Below are 20,957 nucleotides of genomic sequence, written 5' to 3' on the forward strand. Positions count from 1 at the left end.
ATGTGGAAAATGTGTACAATTTTATCCACAGGTTATATATCGAAAAATGTTGTCGAAAAATTTTATGAAAAATCCTCAAAGAGGTGAAAGAAATTGAAGCTATTTTTACCAAATGAATACGTGAAAAATGTATATCATGTTCAACCAGAAGATTTAAAAAAACGTGGGATTAAAGGTGTTATTACTGATTTAGATAACACTTTAATTGAATGGGATCGTCCAAATGCAACCCCGCAACTTGAAGAATGGTTCTTAAAAATGAAAGAGCAAGGCATCCAAGTAACGGTTGTTTCAAATAATAATGAGCAACGTGTAAAAGATTTTGCTGACCCATTAGGTATTCCATTTATTCATAGTGCACGTAAACCATTTGTTCGAGCGTTTAAGCGTGCGATACAAGAGATGCATCTGCAGGCAGAGGAAGTTGTAGTAATTGGAGATCAGTTACTGACTGATGTGCTTGGTGGAAACCGAGTAGGGCTTCATACAATTTTAGTTGTACCGGTAGCACAAACGGACGGATTAGTGACGCGCTTTAATCGAAAAATTGAACGAAGAATCATGAAAAATATGAAGAAAAAAGGTTTAATTAACTGGGAGGAATAAAGTTTGACTGAAACAATTAAATGTATTGGTTGCGGTGTAGAAATTCAAACAGAAAATAAAAACGAAGTGGGGTATGCTCCTACCTCATCTTTAGAGAAAGAACAAGTCATTTGTCAACGTTGTTTTCGCTTGAAGCATTACAATGAAATTCAAGATGTATCGTTAACAGATGATGACTTCCTACGCATTTTAAATGGAATTGGAAAATCAGATGCATTAGTAGTCAAAATTGTAGATATTTTTGATTTTAATGGTAGCTGGTTACCTGGCTTACATCGTTTCGTAGGAAATAATAAAGTATTACTTGTTGGAAATAAAGCTGATTTAATTCCAAAGTCAGTAAAACATGATAAAGTAAAGCATTGGATGCGCTATAGTGCAAAGCAGCTAGGATTAAAACCAGAAGATGTCTTTTTAATTAGTGCAGCGAAGGGACAAGGAATTGCTGAACTAGCAGATGCTATTGAGTATTATCGCGGCGGCAAAGATGTTTACGTTGTTGGATGTACGAATGTAGGGAAATCGACATTTATTAATCGTATGATTAAAGAATTTAGTGATGAGACTGAAAATGTAATTACAACATCTCATTTCCCAGGAACAACACTGGATTTAATTGATATTCCATTAGACGAAGAATCTTCTTTATATGATACGCCAGGTATTATTAACCACCACCAAATGGCTCATTATGTTGGGAAGCAAAGCTTAAAGCTTATTACACCAACAAAAGAAATTAAGCCGATGGTATTCCAATTAAATGAAGAACAAACGTTATTCTTTAGTGGATTGGCACGTTTTGATTATGTAAGTGGTGGTCGTCGTGCGTTTACTTGTCACTTCTCGAATCGTTTAACAATCCATCGTACAAAGCTTGAGAAAGCAGATGAATTATATAAAAATCATGCTGGAGATTTACTAAGCCCGCCAACACCAGAAGAATTAGCAAATATGCCTGAGTTAGTGAAATACGAATTTAATATTCGTGAACCAAAGACGGATGTTGTATTCTCTGGATTAGGATGGGTTACTGTGAACGAACCAGGCGCAAAAATTGTTGCACACGTACCAAAAGGAGTAAGTGTTTCACTACGTAAATCTTTAATTTAATATGGAGAGGGATTTATGAAACAATTATATGGTGTAATCGGAAATCCAATTGGACATTCATTATCACCCGTTATGCATAACGATGCATTTGAACACTTGAATATGGATGCCCATTATCATGCATTCCTTGTTGAAGAGGAAGCGCTAGGGGAAGCAGTAAGAGGTTTAAAAGCATTAGGTATTTCAGGATTTAATGTAACAACTCCGCACAAGGTTGCTATCATGGAGTATTTGGATGAGATTGATCCATTGGCAAGGAAAATCGGTGCAGTAAATACAGTGGTTCATAAGAATGGAAGGTTAATTGGCTACAACACAGATGGAATTGGTTTTGTTCGAGCGCTGCAGTCAATTAGTAATGAACCACTTCAAGGGAAACGTATTTTGTTACTTGGTGCAGGTGGTGCTAGCCGAGCTATTTATTTTTCTCTTGCTGATGTAGGTGTAAAAGAGATTGATGTAGCCAATCGTACAGTAGATAAGGCGAAAGAACTTATTGCTGCACGTACGGCCGATGTTAATTCTGTTGCTTTGTCGTTAGAAAAAGCGACAGAAGAACAAGGAAATTATGATATTATCATTCAGACGACAACGATAGGTATGCATCCACACGTCGAACATACGCCATTACAAATGTGTTCGTTAAAAAAAGGAACGATTGTATCAGATATAATTTATAATCCATTTGAAACGAAAATTTTATGTGAGGCAAAAGAGCAAGGTGCAATCATTCAAAATGGTATTGATATGTTTGTTTATCAAGGAGCACTTGCATTTGAAATGTGGACAGGACGTGTACCAAATATTGATCGAATGAAACAATTAGTTATAGAAAAGCTTGGAGGCTAACATATATGTTAACAGGAAAACAAAAAAGATTTTTACGTGCACAAGCACATCATTTAACACCAATTTTTCAAGTAGGAAAAGGCGGAGTAAATGAAAATATGGTAAAACAAATTGGAGAAGCGTTAGAAGTTCGTGAACTATTTAAAGTGAGTGTATTACAAAACTGTGAATTTGATCGCCGTGAGGTTGCGGAAGAACTTGCAAAAGGTGCACGTGCTGAAATCGTTCAAGTAATTGGAAGTACAATCGTTTTATACAAAGAATCAAGAGAAAATAAACAAATTAAGCTTCCTCGATAAAAAGATTAGCATGCGCTATTTTTTATCGCTGATGCGTAATGATGTAGAGAGCGAAACCAATTGAACTTTTATTAATAGCAACTCTCTTCGTTCCTAACCAAGGAGAGTTGCTGTATGTAAAAGGAAGGGGCGTTTCTTTTGAGGAAAATTGGCATCATTGGCGGTACATTTGATCCGCCTCACTATGGACATTTGCTAATTGCAAATGAAGTATATCACGCTTTGGAATTGGAAGAAGTATGGTTCTTGCCAAACCAGATTCCGCCACATAAACAAGGACGTAATATTACAAGTATAGAAAGTCGTTTACATATGTTAGAGCTTGCGACTGAGGCAGAAGAACACTTTTCTATTTGTTTAGAAGAGCTAAGCAGGAAGGGCCCATCTTATACGTATGACACTATGTTACAATTGACGAAGAAGTATCCGGATGTGCAGTTTCACTTTATTATCGGTGGGGATATGGTTGAGTATTTACCGAAGTGGTATAACATTGAAGCTTTACTTAATCTTGTAACATTTGTTGGAGTTGCAAGACCTGGGTATACATTGCATACACCATATAAGATTACTACAGTGGAAATTCCGGAATTTGCAGTTTCTTCATCCTTATTACGTGAGAGATATAAGGAGAAGAAAACGTGTAAATATTTACTTCCTGAAAAAGTACAGGTATATATCGAGAGGAATGGGTTGTATGAATCGTGAGAATGCACTTCATATTGTCAAACAACAAATGCATGAAAAACGTTATATACACACAATTGGTGTAATGGAGACAGCGATTGAGCTTGCTAAGTTATACGGTGTGGACGAGAAAAAAGCAGAGATGGCAGCTATATTCCATGATTATGCGAAATGTAGAGCAATTTCAGAGATGGAAGAGATTATTAAACGTGAAGATTTGCCGAAAGATTTACTTTGCTATAATAAAGAGTTGTGGCATGCGCCTGTTGGGGCATACTTAGTAGAAAAAGAGGTAGGCATTACGGATTCTGAAATATTGCAAGCTATTACATATCATACAAGTGGTCATGAGAACATGACGATGTTAGATAAAGTGATTTATGTAGCTGATTACATTGAGCCAGGGCGAAAGTTTCCAGGTGTGGAAGAGGCTCGTAAACTCGCATATACGGATATAAATCAAGCTTTATTATTTGCCTTAAAGAGAACAATTCAATTTTTAATGGAAAAAAATCAGACGATTTATCCATTAACATTCCAAACATACAATGCAGTTATCAAGGAGGAAATGAGTAAATGAACGATAAAGATTTATTAGTGTTAGCGGCAAAAGCAGCTGATGATAAAAGAGCAGAAGATATGGTTGTCCTAAATATGCAAGGTATTTCACCAATTGCAGATTATTTCATTATTTGTCACGGTAATTCAGATAAACAAGTGCAAGCAATTGCACGTGAAATTAAATCAAAAGCACATGAGTTCCAAATCGACGTACAACGTATGGAAGGTTTTGACGAAGCGCGTTGGGTATTAGTTGATCTTGGAGATGTAGTTGCCCATGTATTCCATAAAGATGAGCGTAATCACTATAATTTAGAGCGTCTATGGGGCGATGTGCCACGTGAAGATATAACAGAAGAGCTAGGCCAATGAAATACGAACAATTTGCATTGTTGTACGACGAACTGATGAATGATGTCCCTTATGATAAATGGGTAGAATTCACAGAGGAAAGCCTGCAGCAGGCAGATATGAAAGAGGCAAAAATTCTTGATGTAGCATGCGGTACGGGTAATGTAACCCTTCCGCTTGTGCAAAAGGGTTACGATTTAATAGGTGTCGATCTTTCAGAAGAAATGTTAACAGTCGCTCAGCAAAAACTAGGAGGAGAGGGATACTTTATTCCTTTTTACCAACAAGACATGCGAGAGCTTGATGTTCCAGGTGAGTTTGACTGCGTCACTATCTTTTGTGATTCATTAAATTATGTATTGCAAGAAGATGGAGTACAAGAAACATTTAGAAGAGTGTTTCACCATTTGCGTCAAGATGGTTTGTTTTTATTTGATGTACATTCTTTATATAAAATACATCATGTATTTCAAAATGAAACGTATACAGTGAATGGAGAAGAAATATCTCTTATTTGGAATTGCTTCCCTGGTGAAGAATCAAATAGTGTAGAGCATGATTTGACATTCTTTGTTCAAGATCCGGAAGAAGATGTGTACCATCGGTTTGACGAATGTCACGTGCAACGTGCATATCAAGTGGAAGAGTTAACGAAATGGCTTGAAGAAGCAGGTTTTACAGTTCTTCGTGTAACAGGTGATTTTGAGCGACTTGAAGTTACAGAACAAACAGAACGTATTTTCTTCATGGCGAAGAAAAACGGATAAAACAAATAAAACAAAAGCAACCGAGAAGGTTGCTTTTGTTTTATAAAGAAGATGTATTTTTAGTTCTAGCATAATCTGAAGATCGTATGCGTAAAGTGTGGGAATAGTAGTTGAAGTGAAAATGTATTGTAAAAAAGTAAGTATTTATAAAAAGGATTTGGAATGAAAATGACGTATTTATTATGTGTGTTTATTGAATTGCTGATCAACGCATTCTAAATCTTCATCAAATTTTTCATGTGTTCGCTCGATTAACTTATGGAACATATCTCCAACGTGTTCTTCTAAAACCCGAATGCCTTCCCCGGTAACGCCGCCTTTCACGCAAACCTTTTCTTGTAAGGTAGGTAATGTGAAGATTTCTTTTTCAAGTAATTTCCCCATCCCCACGACCATTTCACTTACTAAAGTAGTAGCCTCTTCGTGTGTAATATTTGTTTTATCTACAGCAGCGTTAATGAAGCATTGTAGCAAATAACTAAAGAAAGCAGGACCGCAACTTGCTATATCAGATGAAACACGTGTTATATCTTCTTCTATTACAAGAGGTGTAGAAATATTTTTGAATAGACGAAGTAGTTTTTGTTGCCATTCTTCAGAGCAATTATCTCCAAATGTAAATAGTGAGGCGCCAGAGAGGGCGCGATTTGTGATACTTGGAATGATACGTGCGACGTGGCACGGTACGAGAGTCTCTAATTGTGATGGAGATATTGGACTTGTAATAGAAACTAAGCACGTTTCATCAGAAAAATGTTCAGCGTATTTTTTTAGGATAGGGTATATATCTATCGGCTTAACGCAAATAAAAATAAGTTGTGATTGTTCGATTACTTCCGGGATTGTTTTTGCTATATGAACAGAAGGGTATTTTTCTTTTATATGATATGCTTTGGCAGGCGTCCGATTAATGATTGTAAGGCACGAAGGTTTGACAGCACGGGTTTCTAAAAATGCATCGATTAGTATATTCCCCATGTTTCCTGTCCCTATAATTCCTATGTTCAAAGTTTCATCCCTCCTTCGTAACAGCTTTCTCCTAAACAATATGAATGATGTTATAAATTTATGATTAGAGGTGTAAAATGATGTGGGATTTTCCGAAAAAGTGGTTAGGTTTAGTAGCTATTATTGGAACTTTACTTTTTCTTGTTTTTTGGAAAACGAATCAGAGTGTAGAACGAACGCCTATTACAATGAATGTGCAAGAGAAGGAGATAGAAAAAAAGGGTAAACCGAAAATATCGGATACAAAGGAACAGAAAAGAACAATTATAATTGATGTGAAAGGAGCGGTTAATAAAGAAGGGGTATATGAAATGAAGGAAGGAGATCGCGTAAAGGATGCGGTTCAAAAGGCTGGTGGTTTTTTATCAGAAGTAGATATGAAAAAAGTGAATTTAGCACAAATTGTACAAGATCAAATGCTTCTTTATATACCGAGTAAAAATGAGTCAGAACAAGGGATGTTTACTTCTTCTAAGGAAGATGGCAAGATTCGAATAAATACAGCAGCGAAAGAGCAATTGGAAAAAATTACAGGGATTGGCTCTCGAAAGGCAGAAAGTATTTTGAAATATCGAGAAGAGCATGGTCCGTTTCAGAAAATAGAAGATTTATTAGAGATTGATGGGATTGGTGCGAAGTCTCTTGAAAAGATAAAAGATCAAATTATTATTCCGTAAAAGATTGACGAAGTTTTTCTTCTTTCGCTACACTACAAGTAGACAAAAAAGTAGGTGAAAAATATGGAACGAATTTCATGGGATCAATATTTTATGACGCAAAGCCATCTACTATCGTTACGTAGTACATGTACAAGGCTTGCGGTAGGAGCGACAATCGTTCGCGATAAACGAATTATTGCTGGTGGATATAATGGTTCGATTAAAGGTGGCGTACATTGTATAGATGATGGTTGTTACGTAATCGATAATCATTGTGTTCGGACAATTCATGCCGAAATGAATGCTTTATTACAATGTGCCAAGTTTGGTGCGAAAACAGAGGAAGCAGAAATTTACGTTACGCATTTCCCTTGTTTACAATGTTGTAAGGCAATTATTCAAAGTGGTATTACAGCGGTTTATTATGCGCAGGATTATAAAAATCATCCATACGCCATAGAGTTATTTGAACAAGCGAATGTAACAGTGAAGCACGTTCCGCTAGAATATGATATCGCTGCATTAGAGGAGCAAAAACGTTATACGGAGTTAAAAGAATTATTTGCGTCTTTAGAAAAAGATAATTTATCAATGGAAGAATTACAGCATGTATTCACGAAAACAAAAATGATGCTATAAGGAGTGAGTATAAGTTGCAGGAACAATGGGGGTATGTTGCAATCTCGTTTATAATAGGGATTGCAATTGCCTTTTCCTCGTCACTTTTATTGATAGTTTTTTGCCTCTTTTTAAATGTTTTCTTCTGTTTATATCGCACTTCGCGTAAAACCTTCTTTTTTTGCATTGTAGCGTGCTTTAGTGGCGCTATATACACTTCCTATGTTCAAGGGTGGAATAAGTCTCTAGGAGAGTCCTATGGAGTTACAAGAGGGGTTATACAAAATACACCGCTTGTTAATGGAGATCGCCTATCTTTTCAGTTTGAAGATCACAATAAAAATATAGTGCAGTTAAGTTATAGAATAAAATCAGCCTTGGAAAAGGAAAAAATGCAACAATTATACGCAGGGATATCATGTGTATTCGAGGGTGAGAGGAAAGAACCGCAAACAGCTCGGAATTTTCATGGTTTTAATTACCGTGATTATTTATACAAGCAACATATTCATTTCACATTTGAGGCTACATATATTTCTGAATGCTATAAAACATCACTGTCGCTCATACAACGGATTCTCCTTTTGAGGCAACAAGTAATCTCGAAAGTTACAGAGATGTTTCCAGAGCAATCAGGTGCTTTTATGAATGCGTTACTATTTGGTGATAGACAACAAATGACGTTTGAAGTGGAAGAGCAATATCAACAGTTTGGTCTTGTACATTTGTTAGCAATTTCAGGTTCGCACATTGTATTGTTAATGGTGATAGTATATTTTATTTTGCTAAGAAGTGGTGCGACGAGGGAGGTAGCAATAATTTGCCTTATCATTTGTATTCCTTTGTATATGGTTTTAGCAGGAGCGTCACCCTCTGTTATAAGGGCTTCTATAACAGGAGTTTTGACGTTGATTGCTTTTATGTGCTCGATTCGTTTATCTAGTTTAGATGCTTTAAGTGTAACAGCTATATGTATGCTTATATATGACCCTTATCTTGTTTTTAATATTGGATTTCAGTTTTCTTTTGTAGGTAGCTTCGCTTTACTTTTGTCTGCTCCGTTATTGTTAGTGAGTAGCAACGGAGTAATCCGAAATTCTATTTATATTTCTATCATTTCACAGCTCGTTAGTACTCCGATTTTGTTATATCACTTTGGTTATTTTTCTCCATATAGCATTTTCCTCAATCTTTTATACGTTCCGTTTTTATCTACCATTGTATTACCATGTAGCATTATTATTTTACTGTGTATGCCAATTGTCCCGTTTCTCGCAAAAGGATTTGCGGATGTGTTATCAATAGGCTTGAGTATGTCTAATGTTTTTCTAAGTTATTGTGAAAGTTTACCATTTAACCAGCTTATTTTCGGGAAAACGTCCTTCAATCTTGTAGCTGTATATTGCGCGAGTATTGTCAGTATATTGATGGTTTGGGAAAGGAGAGCGCCGAAAAAAATGGTTTGTATAGTTGTGAGTATATTTCTTTTTATTAGCACGTGTCATTATGTATATCCATATTTTAGAGGAAGTGGAAGTGTAACATTTATTGATGTTGGACAAGGTGATGCAATATTAATTCGCCTTCCGTATGATAAAGGGGTTTATCTTATTGATACAGGTGGAACGCTTCGTGTCAATAAGGAAGAGTGGCAACAAAAAAAGCATGAATTTTCTGTTGGAAATGATGTTTTAATACCCTATTTACAAAAAGAAGGTATTAAAACAATTGATAAATTAATCGTAACGCATGGAGATGCAGATCATATAGGTGCTGCGCAAGAATTATTATCATATATACCTGTAAAAGAAGTTGTGTTTGGCCGGAAGGGAAAAGATGCAGTATTAGAAAAAGTAGTAAAGAAACAGGCATTAGAAAAGGAAATGAAAATAACTGAAGTGGGGGAAGGGGAAAATTGGAGTGTAAATGAAGCTGAATTTTTCGTTTTAGCTCCAAAAGGAAAAGAAAAAAGTGAAAATAATGCTTCAATTGTAATATGGGCAAAATTTGGAGGATTGACGTGGCTATTTACAGGCGATTTAGAAGAAGAAGGAGAGCAGTTTTTAGTATCTGCGTATCCAGATTTGCGAGTAGATGTTTTAAAAGTTGCTCATCATGGAAGTAACACGTCATCTATAGAGTCTTTTTTGAACGTTATACAGCCCCGTGTAGCGATTATATCTGTTGGTAAGCAGAATAGATATGGACACCCGCATAAAGAAGTGATAGAGCGTTTGGAGAAGATGGGGAGTGCGATATGGCGCACGGACAAGCAAGGTGCTATTTCCTATGTTTTTAAAGGGGAAAATGGAACCTTTCAAAGTAAAATCACATACGATAAGACATATAATAGGTGAAAAAGAGAAGACTGCCATGAAGTGGCAGCCTTTAAGAACCGATAAATTTAATAACAGTTGCAATGATGAAAAGTGTTGCGAAAAAACCAAATGAGACGATAAATCCTACCCCTGAATCAATAGCGTCATTGCGTTTACTTTGAACGTTTTGTTCAAAATCATTCATTTAGAATCCCTCCCCAACATTCCACTTTAGTATAGAATATTGTCAGAAAAAAATCTACAATTTCCATATGAAGAGAAAATGAGCTTTTTTGCTACTTTTAGATCATGAAGTAACGTGAGTTTTTTGTTTCCAAGCATGTTAACAGTTGGCACTTATACTCGAATTTTTATTGTGAATAATAAAGGGAAGGTGATTACCGCACACCAATAAGAAACCCGGGGCTTATTGCGTGGCGTTTAATATAAATAAAGGGACGGGTTATAAAGCCTGTTCCTTTGTACTTGTAAAACAAAAGCTAGGGCATTAGTATAAATATATATTGCCAAGTTAGGGAGTAGGAAAAAGTATGAGTGATATACATAAAAAAATTAAAAAGAAACAGTTTGCTTCGTTATATTTACTATATGGAACGGAAGCTTTTTTTATAAATGAAACGATAAAGCTTATTACGACAGAAGCACTTGAAGAAGAAGATCGAGAGTTTAATGTTGTGACATACGATTTGGAAGAAGCATATTTAGAAGATGTGGTTGAGGATGCGCGTACGCTTCCTTTCTTTGGAGAACGGAAAGTACTGTTAATAAAATCACCGCTATTTCTGACTTCGCAAAAAGAAAAGTTAGAGCAAAATATAAAAATTTTAGAAGAATACATTGGTGAACCTTCTCCATTTTCTATTCTTGTTTTTGTTGCGCCTTACGAAAAACTTGATGAGCGAAAAAAAATTACAAAACTATTAAAGAAAACAGCAGATGTAGTAGAAGCGAATGCGATGCAAGTGCAGGATGTTCAGAAGTGGATTATTGCTCGTGCAGATGAAGTGCATGTGCACATTGATAACGCGGCTGTTAGTTTGTTGCTAGAGCTTGTGGGAAGTAATGTAACGATGTTGGCGAAGGAAATGGACAAGTTAACGTTATACGTTGGTATGGGCGGAGAGATTACGACGAAACTTGTTGCAGAGCTTGTGCCAAAATCAGTTGAGCAAAATGTATTTGCTTTGACAGAAAAAGTGGTGAAAAAAGATATTGCAGGTGCAATGCGAATTTTGGATGGATTATTTACGCAGCAGGAAGAGCCGATTAAATTGCTTGCGTTATTAGTGAGTCAATTCCGTTTGTTGTATCAAGTGAAAGAGTTACAGCAACGTGGTTATGGGCAAAATCAAATTGCATCTCATATTGGTGTACATCCGTATCGTGTAAAATTGGCGATGAATCAAACGAAATTTTTCTCTTTTGAAGAATTAAAAAAAGTGATTATAGAATTAGCAGAAGCTGATTATAGTATGAAGACGGGAAAGATGGATAAGAAACTTGTGCTCGAGTTTTTCTTAATGCGATTAAATCATATGTGATGACACAAAAAAGTTCATGTACCTAGTGCATGAACTTTTTTTGTATATAAAAAAACGATCCAAATGGATCGTTTTTTAAACGCCTTACGCGTTTACTTGTTTCGCTAAGCGAGATTTTTGACGAGATGCAGCGTTTTGGTGGATAAGACCTTTACGAGCTGCTTTGTCAAGTTTTTTAGAAGCAGTTTTGAAAGCTTCTTTAGCATTTTCAAGATCGTTATTAGTAACTAAAGCTTCTACAGTTTTAACAGCAGAACGCATGTCAGACTTGATAGAAGCGTTATGTGCACGACGCTCTTCGCTAAGTTTAGCGCGTTTGATAGCAGATTTGATGTTTGCCATACTTTTCACCTCCCTGGTGCAATCGAATGACTCGATTCTTACATAGAACAAGTGATATTCTATCAAACGGTGAAGAGAATTGCAATAGTATATCCATGAAATTTCACGTAAAGGAAAGAATGACCTTATATAACTTTGGGAAATCTAACGATATTTACTATGAATTACGGAGGAGATACGATGAAAGAACCATTGGATTTAAGTAAATATAGCGTTAGAACTGACCTTGCTGTAGAAGCTCATCAAATGTTGCAAGAAAGCCAAGAAGAACAAAAAGGGATACAGGGGGTAATTGTAAAAGAGAGGGAAGAAGAAGGTACTATAATTACAAAAGTAACAATTGATGAAGCTGCCTCTGAAGCGATGGGTAAAAAACCTGGAAATTATTTAACGCTTGAAGTACAAGGTATACGTCAGCAAGATACAGAACTTCAACAAAAAGTGGAGCGTATTTTTGCAAAAGAATTTTCTTATTTCTTAGAAGAGGTTGGTGTTACAAAAGAAGCGAGCTGTTTAATTGTAGGCCTTGGGAATTGGAATGTAACACCGGATGCTCTTGGGCCAATAGTTGTAGAAAATGTATTAGTAACGAGACATTTGTTTCAATTGCAGCCTGAAAGTGTAGAAGAAGGATTCAGGCCTGTTAGTGCAATTCGGCCGGGGGTAATGGGGATTACAGGCATCGAAACGAGCGATGTTATTTATGGGATTATTGAGAAGACAAATCCAGACTTTGTAATTGCGATTGACGCATTAGCTGCTCGTTCTATTGAACGAGTAAATAGCACGATACAAATTTCTGATACTGGAATCCATCCTGGATCAGGGGTTGGGAATAAACGTAAGGAACTAAGTAACGAGACATTAGGTATCCCTGTTATCGCAATTGGTGTTCCGACTGTGGTCGATGCCGTTTCGATTACAAGTGATACAATTGATTTTATTTTGAAACATTTTGGTCGAGAGATGAAAGAAGGAAACAAACCTTCAAGATCTTTGTTACCAGCGGGATTTTCATTTGGAGAAAAGAAAAAATTAACAGAAGAAGATATGCCAGATGAAAAGAGCCGAAATATGTTTTTAGGTGCTGTTGGTACGTTAGAAGAAGAAGAAAAAAGAAGGTTGATTTATGAAGTGCTATCGCCCCTTGGTCATAACTTAATGGTGACCCCAAAAGAAGTAGATACTTTTATTGAGGATATGGCGAATGTAATAGCGAGTGGTTTAAATGCAGCGCTGCATCATCAAATTGATCAAGATAATACGGGAGCGTATACACATTGAGGGAGAAAGATGATAATAGTTTGAGTCGTTTTGCGCTTTTGTGTATATGTAGTGTAGCTTTATGTTTACTTATGATGATAGCAGGAGTGTCACTTGCTAATCATGGTTTGAAAAGTATGAAAGGTTATCGGCAATTGTCGTATGAACAAATAGCTCATATGACAGGGACAGAGAGTACAGGTGTTGAATCAGAAATTTTGGGTAGTTCGTTTTCAGCTTCAGAAAAACAACAACAATTAGAACGTTTAAGAAGTTTTAATGTTGTAGAAGGAATTGGGATGGCGGTAGCAAGTGTAGCTTATGAAATGACGAAGTTCGGAACGGATATAGTTGTTGGGAAAATAAAGGGGATTTTTAGCTAAGAGTAGCATGGGAGATGGTTGTTTTACTGATTTGTAAGACAACCGTTTTAAAATTTGAAAAGGGTTTGTCTCTTATGGTTTATTCGCATAAGATATAGATAGAATGATTTGTATCGTAAGCAGCACGAGTTTTCATTGAATCTTTGTTGCTCTATTGATATAATCAGTGCTAGTGTATATTGGCGAGACTATTAGGAGTTGAGAACATAGATGAACAAAGAAGAAAGAGCAAAAAGACAGTCCAAAATTCGTAATTTCTCTATTATTGCTCATATTGACCACGGAAAATCAACGTTAGCAGACCGTATTTTAGAGAAAACAAATGCGTTAACACAACGCGAAATGAAAGCTCAGTTGCTTGACTCTATGGATTTAGAGCGTGAGCGTGGTATTACAATCAAATTAAACGCAGTTCAATTAAACTATAAAGCAAAAGATGGTGAAGAATATATTCTTCATTTAATTGATACACCAGGACACGTCGACTTTACGTACGAAGTATCTCGTAGTTTAGCGGCTTGTGAAGGCGCGATTCTTGTAGTAGATGCAGCGCAAGGTATTGAAGCTCAAACGTTAGCGAACGTATACTTAGCGCTCGATAACAACTTAGAAATTTTACCAGTTATCAATAAAATCGACTTACCAAGTGCGGATCCAGAACGTGTACGTCAAGAGGTAGAAGATGTAATTGGTTTAGATGCATCAGAAGCGGTACTTGCTTCTGCGAAAGCTGGAATTGGTATTGAAGAAATTTTAGAACAAATTGTTGAAAAAGTACCAGCTCCGGCAGGTGATTCAGAAGAGCCGTTACAATGTATGATTTTCGACTCTTTATATGATCCGTACCGTGGTGTAATTGCTTATATCCGTGTTGTAAATGGAACGGTAAAAGTTGGCGATAAAGTACGTATGATGGCAACGGGTAAAGAATTTGAAGTAACAGAAGTAGGTGTATTTACACCGAAAACTACGCAACGTGACGAGTTAACAGTAGGTGATGTAGGTTTCTTAGCAGCATCTATTAAAAACGTAGGTGATACACGTGTTGGTGATACGATTACACATGCGAAACGTCCAGCTGCAGAGGCGTTACCAGGTTACCGTAAATTAAACCCGATGGTATTCTGTGGGCTGTATCCAATTGATTCTGCTCGTTATAACGATTTACGTGATGCGTTAGAAAAATTAGAGTTAAACGATTCTGCTCTTGAGTTTGAACCAGAAACATCTCAAGCGTTAGGATTTGGTTTCCGTTGTGGATTCTTAGGACTTCTTCACATGGAAATCATTCAAGAACGTATTGAACGTGAATTTAAGATTGACTTAATTACAACAGCGCCAAGCGTTATTTATAAAGTTTATTTAACAAACGGTGAAGATGTTATTGTTGATAATCCATCTAATATGCCAGATCCACAGTCTATCGATCGTGTAGAAGAGCCGTTTGTGAAGGCTTCAATTATGGTTCCGAATGACTATGTTGGAGCTGTAATGGAAATTTGCCAAGGTAAACGTGGAACGTTTATTGATATGCAATATTTAGATGAAACGCGTGTTACATTAACATATGAAATCCCGTTATCAGAAATCGTATATGACTTCTTCGATCAATTGAAATCAAATACGAAAGGGTATGCATCATTTGACTACGAGTTAATTGGTTATAAACCATCTAAACTTGTGAAAATGGATATTCTTTTAAATAATGAACAAGTGGATGCTTTATCATTTATCGTACACCGTGATTCAGCGTATGACCGTGGTAAAGTAATTGTAGAGAAATTAAAAGAATTAATTCCGAGACAACAGTTCGAAGTACCAATTCAGGCGACTATCGGAAATAAAGTTGTAGCACGTTCTACAATTAAGGCGATGCGTAAAAACGTACTTGCAAAATGTTACGGCGGTGACATTTCTCGTAAGCGTAAACTTCTTGATAAGCAAAAAGAAGGTAAAAAACGTATGAAGTCTGTTGGTTCTGTAGAAGTGCCACAAGAGGCATTCATGGCTGTACTGAAAATGGATGACAACTAATATTTGAAATAAAAAAGAAGTCGTTTATGCGGCTTCTTTTTTCTGTATAATTACTTTTTAGACATCTGAGCAGCTCTCATTTACAATAATGAGAGAGCTTTTTAGTTCATATAGAGTTAGGAGATTGTTAATGTCCGAAAATATTCGAAAAGATATTCAAGATAAAATACAAAATGGCAATTTTAATTGTGAAAAGGAATTGACGCTTTCTATTATTAGTGGAAAGTGGAAAGTTGTGATACTGTGGCATCTTGGTGTGGAAGGGCCTCATCGTTTTAGTGAATTACAACGGTTATTCCCAAGCATTTCTCATAAAGTTTTGTCGAACCAATTAAAAGAGTTAATGGAAGATGGGATTGTTGATCGAACAGTATATCCCGAAATTCCTCCTCGTGTTGAGTATTATATGACGGAACTAGGCATGTCACTTTTACCGATCGTTGAAATGATGTATGATTGGGGAAAAATGCGAATGGAACAAATTCGTAATACGTTAGAGAAGTAGAGAATCCTCCGGAGTGCGGAGGTTTTCTTTTTAGAAAGGTAGGAGTTATATTTGGTACAAGCTGCATATATTCATATTCCGTTTTGTCAGCACATTTGTCACTATTGTGATTTTAATAAAGTGTTTATTGAACGCCAACCGGTTGATCAATATTTAGATTATTTAGAGAAGGAAATAATAAATACGGTTCAAAAAGTTCCGTTTGATAGTATGAAAACGATTTTTGTGGGCGGTGGAACTCCGACAGCGTTAAATATGGAACAGACAAAAAAATTACTCGAGATTATTAATCGTCATTTGCGTCCGTTTGCTCCGAATTGTGAATTGACATTTGAAGCGAATCCAGGAGATCTACCGAAAGAGAAGTTGAATGTACTACTAGAAGGTGGAGTGAATCGAATTAGTTTTGGTGTGCAAACATTCCGTGATGAACTGCTTGAGAAAATCGGGCGCAAGCATACGAGGGAAGATGCATTCCTAGCAATTCGAGAAGCTCAGGAAGTAGGCTTTAAAAATATTAATGTAGATATTATTTATGCTTTGCCAGGACAAACGATAGAAGATGTGAAGGAAACATTAGACATTGCTTTTACGCTTGGTGTACAACATTTCTCGGCATATTCATTAATTGTGGAACCTAAAACAGTGTTTTATAACTTAATGAATAAAGGGAAATTGCGTCTTCCGGGTGAAGACCATGAAGCTAAAATGTATGAAATGGTAATGGATGAAATGGAGAAACACGGTTATAACCAGTATGAAATTAGTAATTTCTCAAAAGGTGACAATAAAAGTAGACATAATCTCACATACTGGAATAATGAAGAGTATTATGGCTTTGGAGCTGGAGCTCATAGTTATGTGAATGGGGAACGTATTCAAAATGTAGGTCCGCTGAAGCAATATTTTAATAAAATTGATGAAACAGGATTTCCGTATTTAGATGTTCATAAGGTGACGGAGAAAGAAAGAATGGAAGAAGAACTGTTCTTAGGACTTCGAAAAACAAAAGGTGTTTCTAAAACGGCATTCCGCAATAAATTTAATGTGGAGATGGATCAAGTTTTCGCGAAGCAGTTACAAAGCAATCAAGAACAAGGATTACTTGAAGAGGAAAATGGACATGTGCGTTTAACGCGAAAAGGAAAATTATTAGGGAATGAAGTATTCCAATCATTTTTGATTGACTAATTAAATGTTCCATAGGCGTGAAAAAGTTTCATTATTTCGTGACGTTTCCGTTGACAATTGAATGTCAATTTTGGTAAGTTATTAATAGATTTAGCACTCAAAGACAAAGAGTGCTAACAGAGGTGATGATGAGATGCTTACGGAACGTCAGCTCTTAATTTTACAAACAATTATTGATGACTTTATTGGATCAGCGCAGCCTGTTGGGTCTAGAACGTTGGCTAAAAAAGATGAAATCACATTTAGTTCAGCTACTATTCGAAATGAAATGGCGGACTTAGAAGAATTAGGTTTTATTGAAAAAACGCACAGTTCTTCTGGACGTGTTCCTTCTGAGAAAGGCTACCGATTTTATGTAGACCATCTTTTAGCGCCGCAAAACTTACCGAACGCTGAAATTGTACAAATTAAAGATTTATTTGCTGAAAGAATTTTTGAAGCGGAAAAAATTGCACAGCAATCTGCTCAAATTTTATCAGAACTTACGAATTATACGGCCATTGTTCTTGGACCGAAGTTAAGTACAAATAAACTTAAAAATGTACAAATTGTGCCGCTTGATCGTCAAACTGCAGTCGCTATTATTGTAACTGATACAGGGCATGTACAAAGTAAAACGATTACCGTTCCGGAATCTGTTGATTTATCAGATTTAGAAAAAATGGTTAATGTTTTAAATGAAAAGCTATCTGGCGTACCGATGGAAGAACTTCATAATAAAATCTTTAAGGAAATTGTTACAGTTTTACGTGGGTATGTTCATAATTACGATAGTGCAATAAAAATGTTAGATGGTACATTTCAAGTTCCGTTATCGGAAAAGATATACTTTGGAGGAAAAGCAAATATGCTTTCGCAGCCAGAGTTCCATGACATTCAAAAGGTTAGATCTTTGCTTACCATGATTGATAATGAAGCCGAATTTTATGACATTTTGCGTCATAAACAAGTCGGGATTCAAGTGAAAATTGGTAGGGAAAACACTTCGACGGCTATGGAGGATTGCAGTTTAATTTCTGCAACATATTCGATCGGCGAAGAGCAACTTGGAACAATTGCTATTTTAGGTCCTACGAGAATGCAATATTCTCGTGTAATTAGTTTGTTACAGTTATTTACGAGACAATTTACTGATGGACTTAAAAAGTAAATGAGAGTAATACATTCGCTCAAGTGATGAAATTTTCATTGCTGTGTGTAATATATAATGCTTAGGTAATCATGCTATGCATGATACCTAATACCTTTTAAGGAGGTGAATATTGTGGAAGAGCGTAACGAACAAGTGGTAGAAGAAGTAAAAGAAGCGCAAGTTGAAGAAGCTGTCACGCCAGAAAACAGTGAAGAAACTGTAGAAGAAAAAAGTGAGGCTGCTCTTTTACAAGAAAAAGTAGATGAGTTACAAGCGAAACTAACGGAAACGGAAGGTCGCACATTACGTCTACAAGCTGATTTTGAAAATTATAAGCGCCGTGTCCAAATGGATAAACAGGCTGCTGAAAAATATAGAGCACAAAGTCTAGTTTCAGACATCTTGCCAGCTCTTGATAATTTTGAAAGAGCAATGCAAGTGGAAGCGACTGATGAGCAAACGAAATCCTTGTTACAAGGTATGGAAATGGTGCATCGTCAATTGTTAGAAGCGCTGACTAAAGAAGGTGTGGAAGTGATTGAAGCTGTTGGTAAACAGTTTGATCCTAATGAACACCAAGCTATTATGCAAGTGGAAGATAGTGAATTTGAATCAAACGCGGTTGTGGAAGAATTCCAAAAAGGTTATAAATTAAAAGACCGTGTGATTCGCCCATCAATGGTAAAAGTAAATCAATAATTTACATAAAACTAGGAGGATTCGCCATGAGTAAAATTATCGGTATTGACTTAGGTACAACAAACTCTTGTGTAGCTGTTATGGAAGGTGGAGAACCAAAGGTTATCCCAAATCCAGAAGGAAACCGTACAACACCTTCTGTTGTAGCTTTCAAAAATGAAGAACGTCAAGTTGGGGAAGTTGCAAAGCGCCAAGCAATTACAAACCCAAATACAATCATGTCTGTTAAACGTCATATGGGTACAGACTACAAAGTAGAAGTTGAAGGTAAAGATTATACACCTCAAGAAATTTCTGCAATCATTTTACAAAACTTAAAAGCTTCTGCTGAAGCATACTTAGGTGAAACAGTAACGAAAGCTGTTATTACAGTACCTGCATACTTCAACGATGCAGAGCGTCAAGCAACGAAAGATGCTGGTCGTATCGCTGGTTTAGAAGTTGAGCGTATCATTAACGAGCCAACAGCAGCAGCACTTGCTTACGGTTTAGAAAAACAAGACGAAGAACAAAAAATCTTAGTATATGACTTAGGTGGCGGTACATTTGACGTATCTATCCTTGAGTTAGCAGACGGCACATTCGAAGTTATTTCAACTGCTGGTGACAACCGTCTTGGTGGCGATGACTTTGACCAAGTTATCATCGATCACTTAGTAGCTGAGTTCAAAAAAGAAAATAACATTGATTTAAGCCAAGATAAAATGGCGCTTCAACGCTTGAAAGATGCAGCTGAAAAAGCGAAAAAAGATCTTTCTGGTGTAACACAAACTCAAATTTCATTACCATTCATTAGTGCTGGAGCTGCTGGTCCATTACACTTAGAATTAACGTTAACAAGAGCGAAATTCGAAGAGCTTTCAGCAGGTCTTGTTGAAAGAACATTAGAGCCAACTCGTCGTGCATTAAAAGACGCTGGTTTTGCTCCAAGCGAATTAGATAAAGTTATTCTTGTTGGTGGATCTACTCGTATCCCAGCTGTACAAGAAGCTATTAAACGTGAAACTGGTAAAGAGCCATATAAAGGTGTAAACCCTGATGAAGTTGTAGCATTAGGTGCTGCAGTTCAAGGTGGCGTACTTACTGGTGATGTAGAAGGCGTTCTATTATTAGACGTAACTCCACTTTCTTTAGGTATTGAAACTATGGGTGGCGTGTTCACGAAATTAATCGAGCGTAACACTACAATTCCAACAAGTAAGTCACAAGTATTCTCGACAGCTGCTGATAATCAACCAGCAGTAGACATTCACGTATTACAAGGTGAGCGTCCAATGTCAGCTGACAACAAAACGTTAGGTCGTTTCCAATTAACTGACCTTCCACCAGCACCACGTGGTATTCCACAAATCGAAGTAACATTCGATATTGATGCGAACGGTATCGTTAACGTACGTGCGAAAGACTTAGGAACAAGCAAAGAGCAAGCTATTACAATCCAATCTTCTTCAGGTCTTTCTGATGAAGAAGTAGAACGTATGGTACAAGAAGCGGAAGCAAATGCTGACGCTGATCAAAAACGTAAGGAAGAAGTTGAACTTCGTAACGAAGCTGACCAACTTGTATTCCAAACAGACAAAGTTGTAAAAGATTTAGAAGGTAAAGTAGATGCAGCTGAAGTTGCAAAAGCAACAGAAGCGAAAGAAGCATTACAAGCTGCAATTGAGAAAAACGAGCTTGAAGAAATTCGTGCGAAAAAAGATGCTTTACAAGAAATCGTACAACAATTAACTGTTAAATTATACGAGCAAGCTCAAGCAGCTGCTGGTCAAGCAGAAGGTGCGCAAGGTGCACAAGACGCTGGCACGAAGAAAGACAATGTAGTTGACGCTGAGTTTGAAGAAGTAAAAGAAGACAAGTAATTCAACTGTAAACATAATAAGTAAGATGACAAAAAGTCAAAGTCAAGCGTGCCTTGACTTTGGCTTTTTTCACGAATGAGAAGCGATGTGTGAGGATCTTAAGTTTTTCGCTTTGCATACTGTAAGTGAGGAAACTTTGTTGCAAAGCACT

23 protein-coding genes are annotated in these 20,957 nt (G+C 36.6%); 20 read left to right on the forward strand and 3 right to left on the reverse strand.

The annotated features are described in order from the left end of the window. The first annotated feature begins 93 nt into the window (after nucleotides 1-93). From CQ064_RS06730 to CQ064_RS06765, 8 genes are all read left to right on the forward strand, one after another. Nucleotides 94-606 (forward strand): YqeG family HAD IIIA-type phosphatase, encoded by a 513-nt coding sequence (locus CQ064_RS06730; RefSeq protein ID WP_000765307.1) that lies wholly within the window; start codon nucleotides 94-96, stop codon nucleotides 604-606. A gap of 3 nt (nucleotides 607-609) precedes the next feature. Further along, complete coding sequence (gene yqeH, locus CQ064_RS06735; protein ID WP_000140807.1) at nucleotides 610-1,716, forward strand: ribosome biogenesis GTPase YqeH; 1,107 nt, start codon at nucleotides 610-612, stop codon at nucleotides 1,714-1,716. 15 nt (nucleotides 1,717-1,731) lie between these two features. Then, complete coding sequence (gene aroE, locus CQ064_RS06740; RefSeq protein WP_000812072.1) at nucleotides 1,732-2,565, forward strand: shikimate dehydrogenase; 834 nt, start codon at nucleotides 1,732-1,734, stop codon at nucleotides 2,563-2,565. A gap of 5 nt (nucleotides 2,566-2,570) precedes the next feature. Further along, a complete protein-coding gene (yhbY, locus tag CQ064_RS06745) occupies nucleotides 2,571-2,864 on the forward strand; it encodes a ribosome assembly RNA-binding protein YhbY (RefSeq protein WP_000955227.1) in 294 nt (97 codons plus the stop codon). Nucleotides 2,865-3,002: 138 nt separating this feature from the next. Beyond that, nucleotides 3,003-3,572 (forward strand): nicotinate-nucleotide adenylyltransferase, encoded by a 570-nt coding sequence (gene nadD / locus CQ064_RS06750; RefSeq protein WP_001226037.1) that lies wholly within the window; start codon nucleotides 3,003-3,005, stop codon nucleotides 3,570-3,572. Next, a complete protein-coding gene (yqeK, locus tag CQ064_RS06755; protein ID WP_001078478.1) occupies nucleotides 3,562-4,131 on the forward strand; it encodes a bis(5'-nucleosyl)-tetraphosphatase (symmetrical) YqeK in 570 nt (189 codons plus the stop codon). Before nadD ends, yqeK begins: the two co-directional genes overlap by 11 nt. Next, a complete protein-coding gene (gene rsfS / locus CQ064_RS06760; RefSeq protein WP_000998173.1) occupies nucleotides 4,128-4,484 on the forward strand; it encodes a ribosome silencing factor in 357 nt (118 codons plus the stop codon). The genes yqeK and rsfS overlap by 4 nt, the downstream gene beginning before the upstream one ends. After that, nucleotides 4,481-5,230 (forward strand): class I SAM-dependent methyltransferase, encoded by a 750-nt coding sequence (locus CQ064_RS06765; protein WP_000873069.1) that lies wholly within the window; start codon nucleotides 4,481-4,483, stop codon nucleotides 5,228-5,230. Before rsfS ends, CQ064_RS06765 begins: the two co-directional genes overlap by 4 nt. 180 nt (nucleotides 5,231-5,410) lie before the next feature. On the opposite strand, the gene comER is transcribed toward CQ064_RS06765, so the two are convergent. Then, entirely contained in the window at nucleotides 5,411-6,238 is an 828-nt protein-coding gene (gene comER / locus CQ064_RS06770) for a late competence protein ComER (RefSeq protein WP_001020554.1), read from the reverse strand. A 77-nt stretch (nucleotides 6,239-6,315) separates the two neighbouring features. Here comER and CQ064_RS06775 point away from each other — a divergent pair, with 77 nt between their 5' ends. The 3 genes from CQ064_RS06775 (at nucleotide 6,316) to CQ064_RS06785 (ending at nucleotide 9,872) form a co-directional block, all read left to right on the forward strand. Beyond that, entirely contained in the window at nucleotides 6,316-6,915 is a 600-nt protein-coding gene (locus CQ064_RS06775) for a helix-hairpin-helix domain-containing protein (protein WP_000989936.1), read from the forward strand. 63 nt (nucleotides 6,916-6,978) lie between these two features. Next, nucleotides 6,979-7,536: a ComE operon protein 2 gene (locus CQ064_RS06780; protein WP_000439774.1), complete on the forward strand. Its 558-nt coding sequence runs from the start codon at nucleotides 6,979-6,981 to the stop codon at nucleotides 7,534-7,536. 14 nt (nucleotides 7,537-7,550) lie between these two features. Further along, nucleotides 7,551-9,872 carry a DNA internalization-related competence protein ComEC/Rec2 gene (locus tag CQ064_RS06785; protein WP_014482143.1) on the forward strand — a complete coding sequence of 774 codons (2,322 nt, stop codon included), beginning with the start codon at nucleotides 7,551-7,553 and terminating at the stop codon, nucleotides 9,870-9,872. Nucleotides 9,873-9,903: 31 nt separating this feature from the next. Here CQ064_RS06785 and CQ064_RS06790 read toward each other — a convergent pair whose 3' ends face one another. Continuing rightward, nucleotides 9,904-10,038 (reverse strand): YqzM family protein, encoded by a 135-nt coding sequence (locus CQ064_RS06790; RefSeq protein ID WP_000997609.1) that lies wholly within the window; start codon nucleotides 10,036-10,038, stop codon nucleotides 9,904-9,906. A 346-nt stretch (nucleotides 10,039-10,384) separates the two neighbouring features. Between CQ064_RS06790 and holA the strand changes: the two genes are divergently transcribed. Continuing rightward, the gene (gene holA, locus CQ064_RS06795) at nucleotides 10,385-11,395 is read left to right on the forward strand and encodes a DNA polymerase III subunit delta (protein WP_001279934.1); all 1,011 of its coding nucleotides are present in this window, start codon (nucleotides 10,385-10,387) and stop codon (nucleotides 11,393-11,395) included. An 84-nt stretch (nucleotides 11,396-11,479) separates the two neighbouring features. Here holA and rpsT read toward each other — a convergent pair whose 3' ends face one another. Then, entirely contained in the window at nucleotides 11,480-11,737 is a 258-nt protein-coding gene (gene rpsT / locus CQ064_RS06800; RefSeq protein ID WP_001274012.1) for a 30S ribosomal protein S20, read from the reverse strand. Between the two features lie 180 nt (nucleotides 11,738-11,917). Here rpsT and gpr point away from each other — a divergent pair, with 180 nt between their 5' ends. The 8 genes from gpr to dnaK all read left to right on the forward strand — a co-directional run bounded on the left by gpr (nucleotide 11,918) and on the right by dnaK (nucleotide 20,806). Then, nucleotides 11,918-13,021, forward strand: a complete 1,104-nt coding sequence (gpr, locus tag CQ064_RS06805; protein WP_000662646.1) for a GPR endopeptidase — start codon at nucleotides 11,918-11,920, stop codon at nucleotides 13,019-13,021. After that, complete coding sequence (locus CQ064_RS06810) at nucleotides 13,018-13,383, forward strand: YqxA family protein (protein ID WP_001207095.1); 366 nt, start codon at nucleotides 13,018-13,020, stop codon at nucleotides 13,381-13,383. The genes gpr and CQ064_RS06810 overlap by 4 nt, the downstream gene beginning before the upstream one ends. Nucleotides 13,384-13,593: 210 nt before the next feature. Further along, nucleotides 13,594-15,417, forward strand: a complete 1,824-nt coding sequence (gene lepA / locus CQ064_RS06815) for an elongation factor 4 (RefSeq protein ID WP_001030948.1) — start codon at nucleotides 13,594-13,596, stop codon at nucleotides 15,415-15,417. 130 nt (nucleotides 15,418-15,547) lie between these two features. Then, nucleotides 15,548-15,922, forward strand: a complete 375-nt coding sequence (locus CQ064_RS06820) for a winged helix-turn-helix transcriptional regulator (RefSeq protein WP_001293539.1) — start codon at nucleotides 15,548-15,550, stop codon at nucleotides 15,920-15,922. Between the two features lie 51 nt (nucleotides 15,923-15,973). After that, nucleotides 15,974-17,113: a radical SAM family heme chaperone HemW gene (hemW, locus tag CQ064_RS06825; protein WP_000249436.1), complete on the forward strand. Its 1,140-nt coding sequence runs from the start codon at nucleotides 15,974-15,976 to the stop codon at nucleotides 17,111-17,113. 133 nt (nucleotides 17,114-17,246) lie between these two features. Further along, on the forward strand, nucleotides 17,247-18,263 hold the full coding sequence (gene hrcA, locus CQ064_RS06830; RefSeq protein ID WP_000954942.1) for a heat-inducible transcriptional repressor HrcA: 1,017 nt from the start codon (nucleotides 17,247-17,249) through the stop codon (nucleotides 18,261-18,263). 114 nt (nucleotides 18,264-18,377) lie between these two features. Continuing rightward, nucleotides 18,378-18,944: a nucleotide exchange factor GrpE gene (gene grpE / locus CQ064_RS06835; RefSeq protein WP_000392711.1), complete on the forward strand. Its 567-nt coding sequence runs from the start codon at nucleotides 18,378-18,380 to the stop codon at nucleotides 18,942-18,944. 26 nt (nucleotides 18,945-18,970) lie between these two features. Next, nucleotides 18,971-20,806 (forward strand): chaperone protein DnaK, encoded by a 1,836-nt coding sequence (gene dnaK, locus CQ064_RS06840; RefSeq protein WP_000034701.1) that lies wholly within the window; start codon nucleotides 18,971-18,973, stop codon nucleotides 20,804-20,806. Nucleotides 20,807-20,957 lie beyond the last annotated feature (151 nt).

The organism is Bacillus sp. MYb78, from assembly GCF_002975115.1.
GTDB classification, from domain to species: domain Bacteria; phylum Bacillota; class Bacilli; order Bacillales; family Bacillaceae_G; genus Bacillus_A; species Bacillus_A cereus.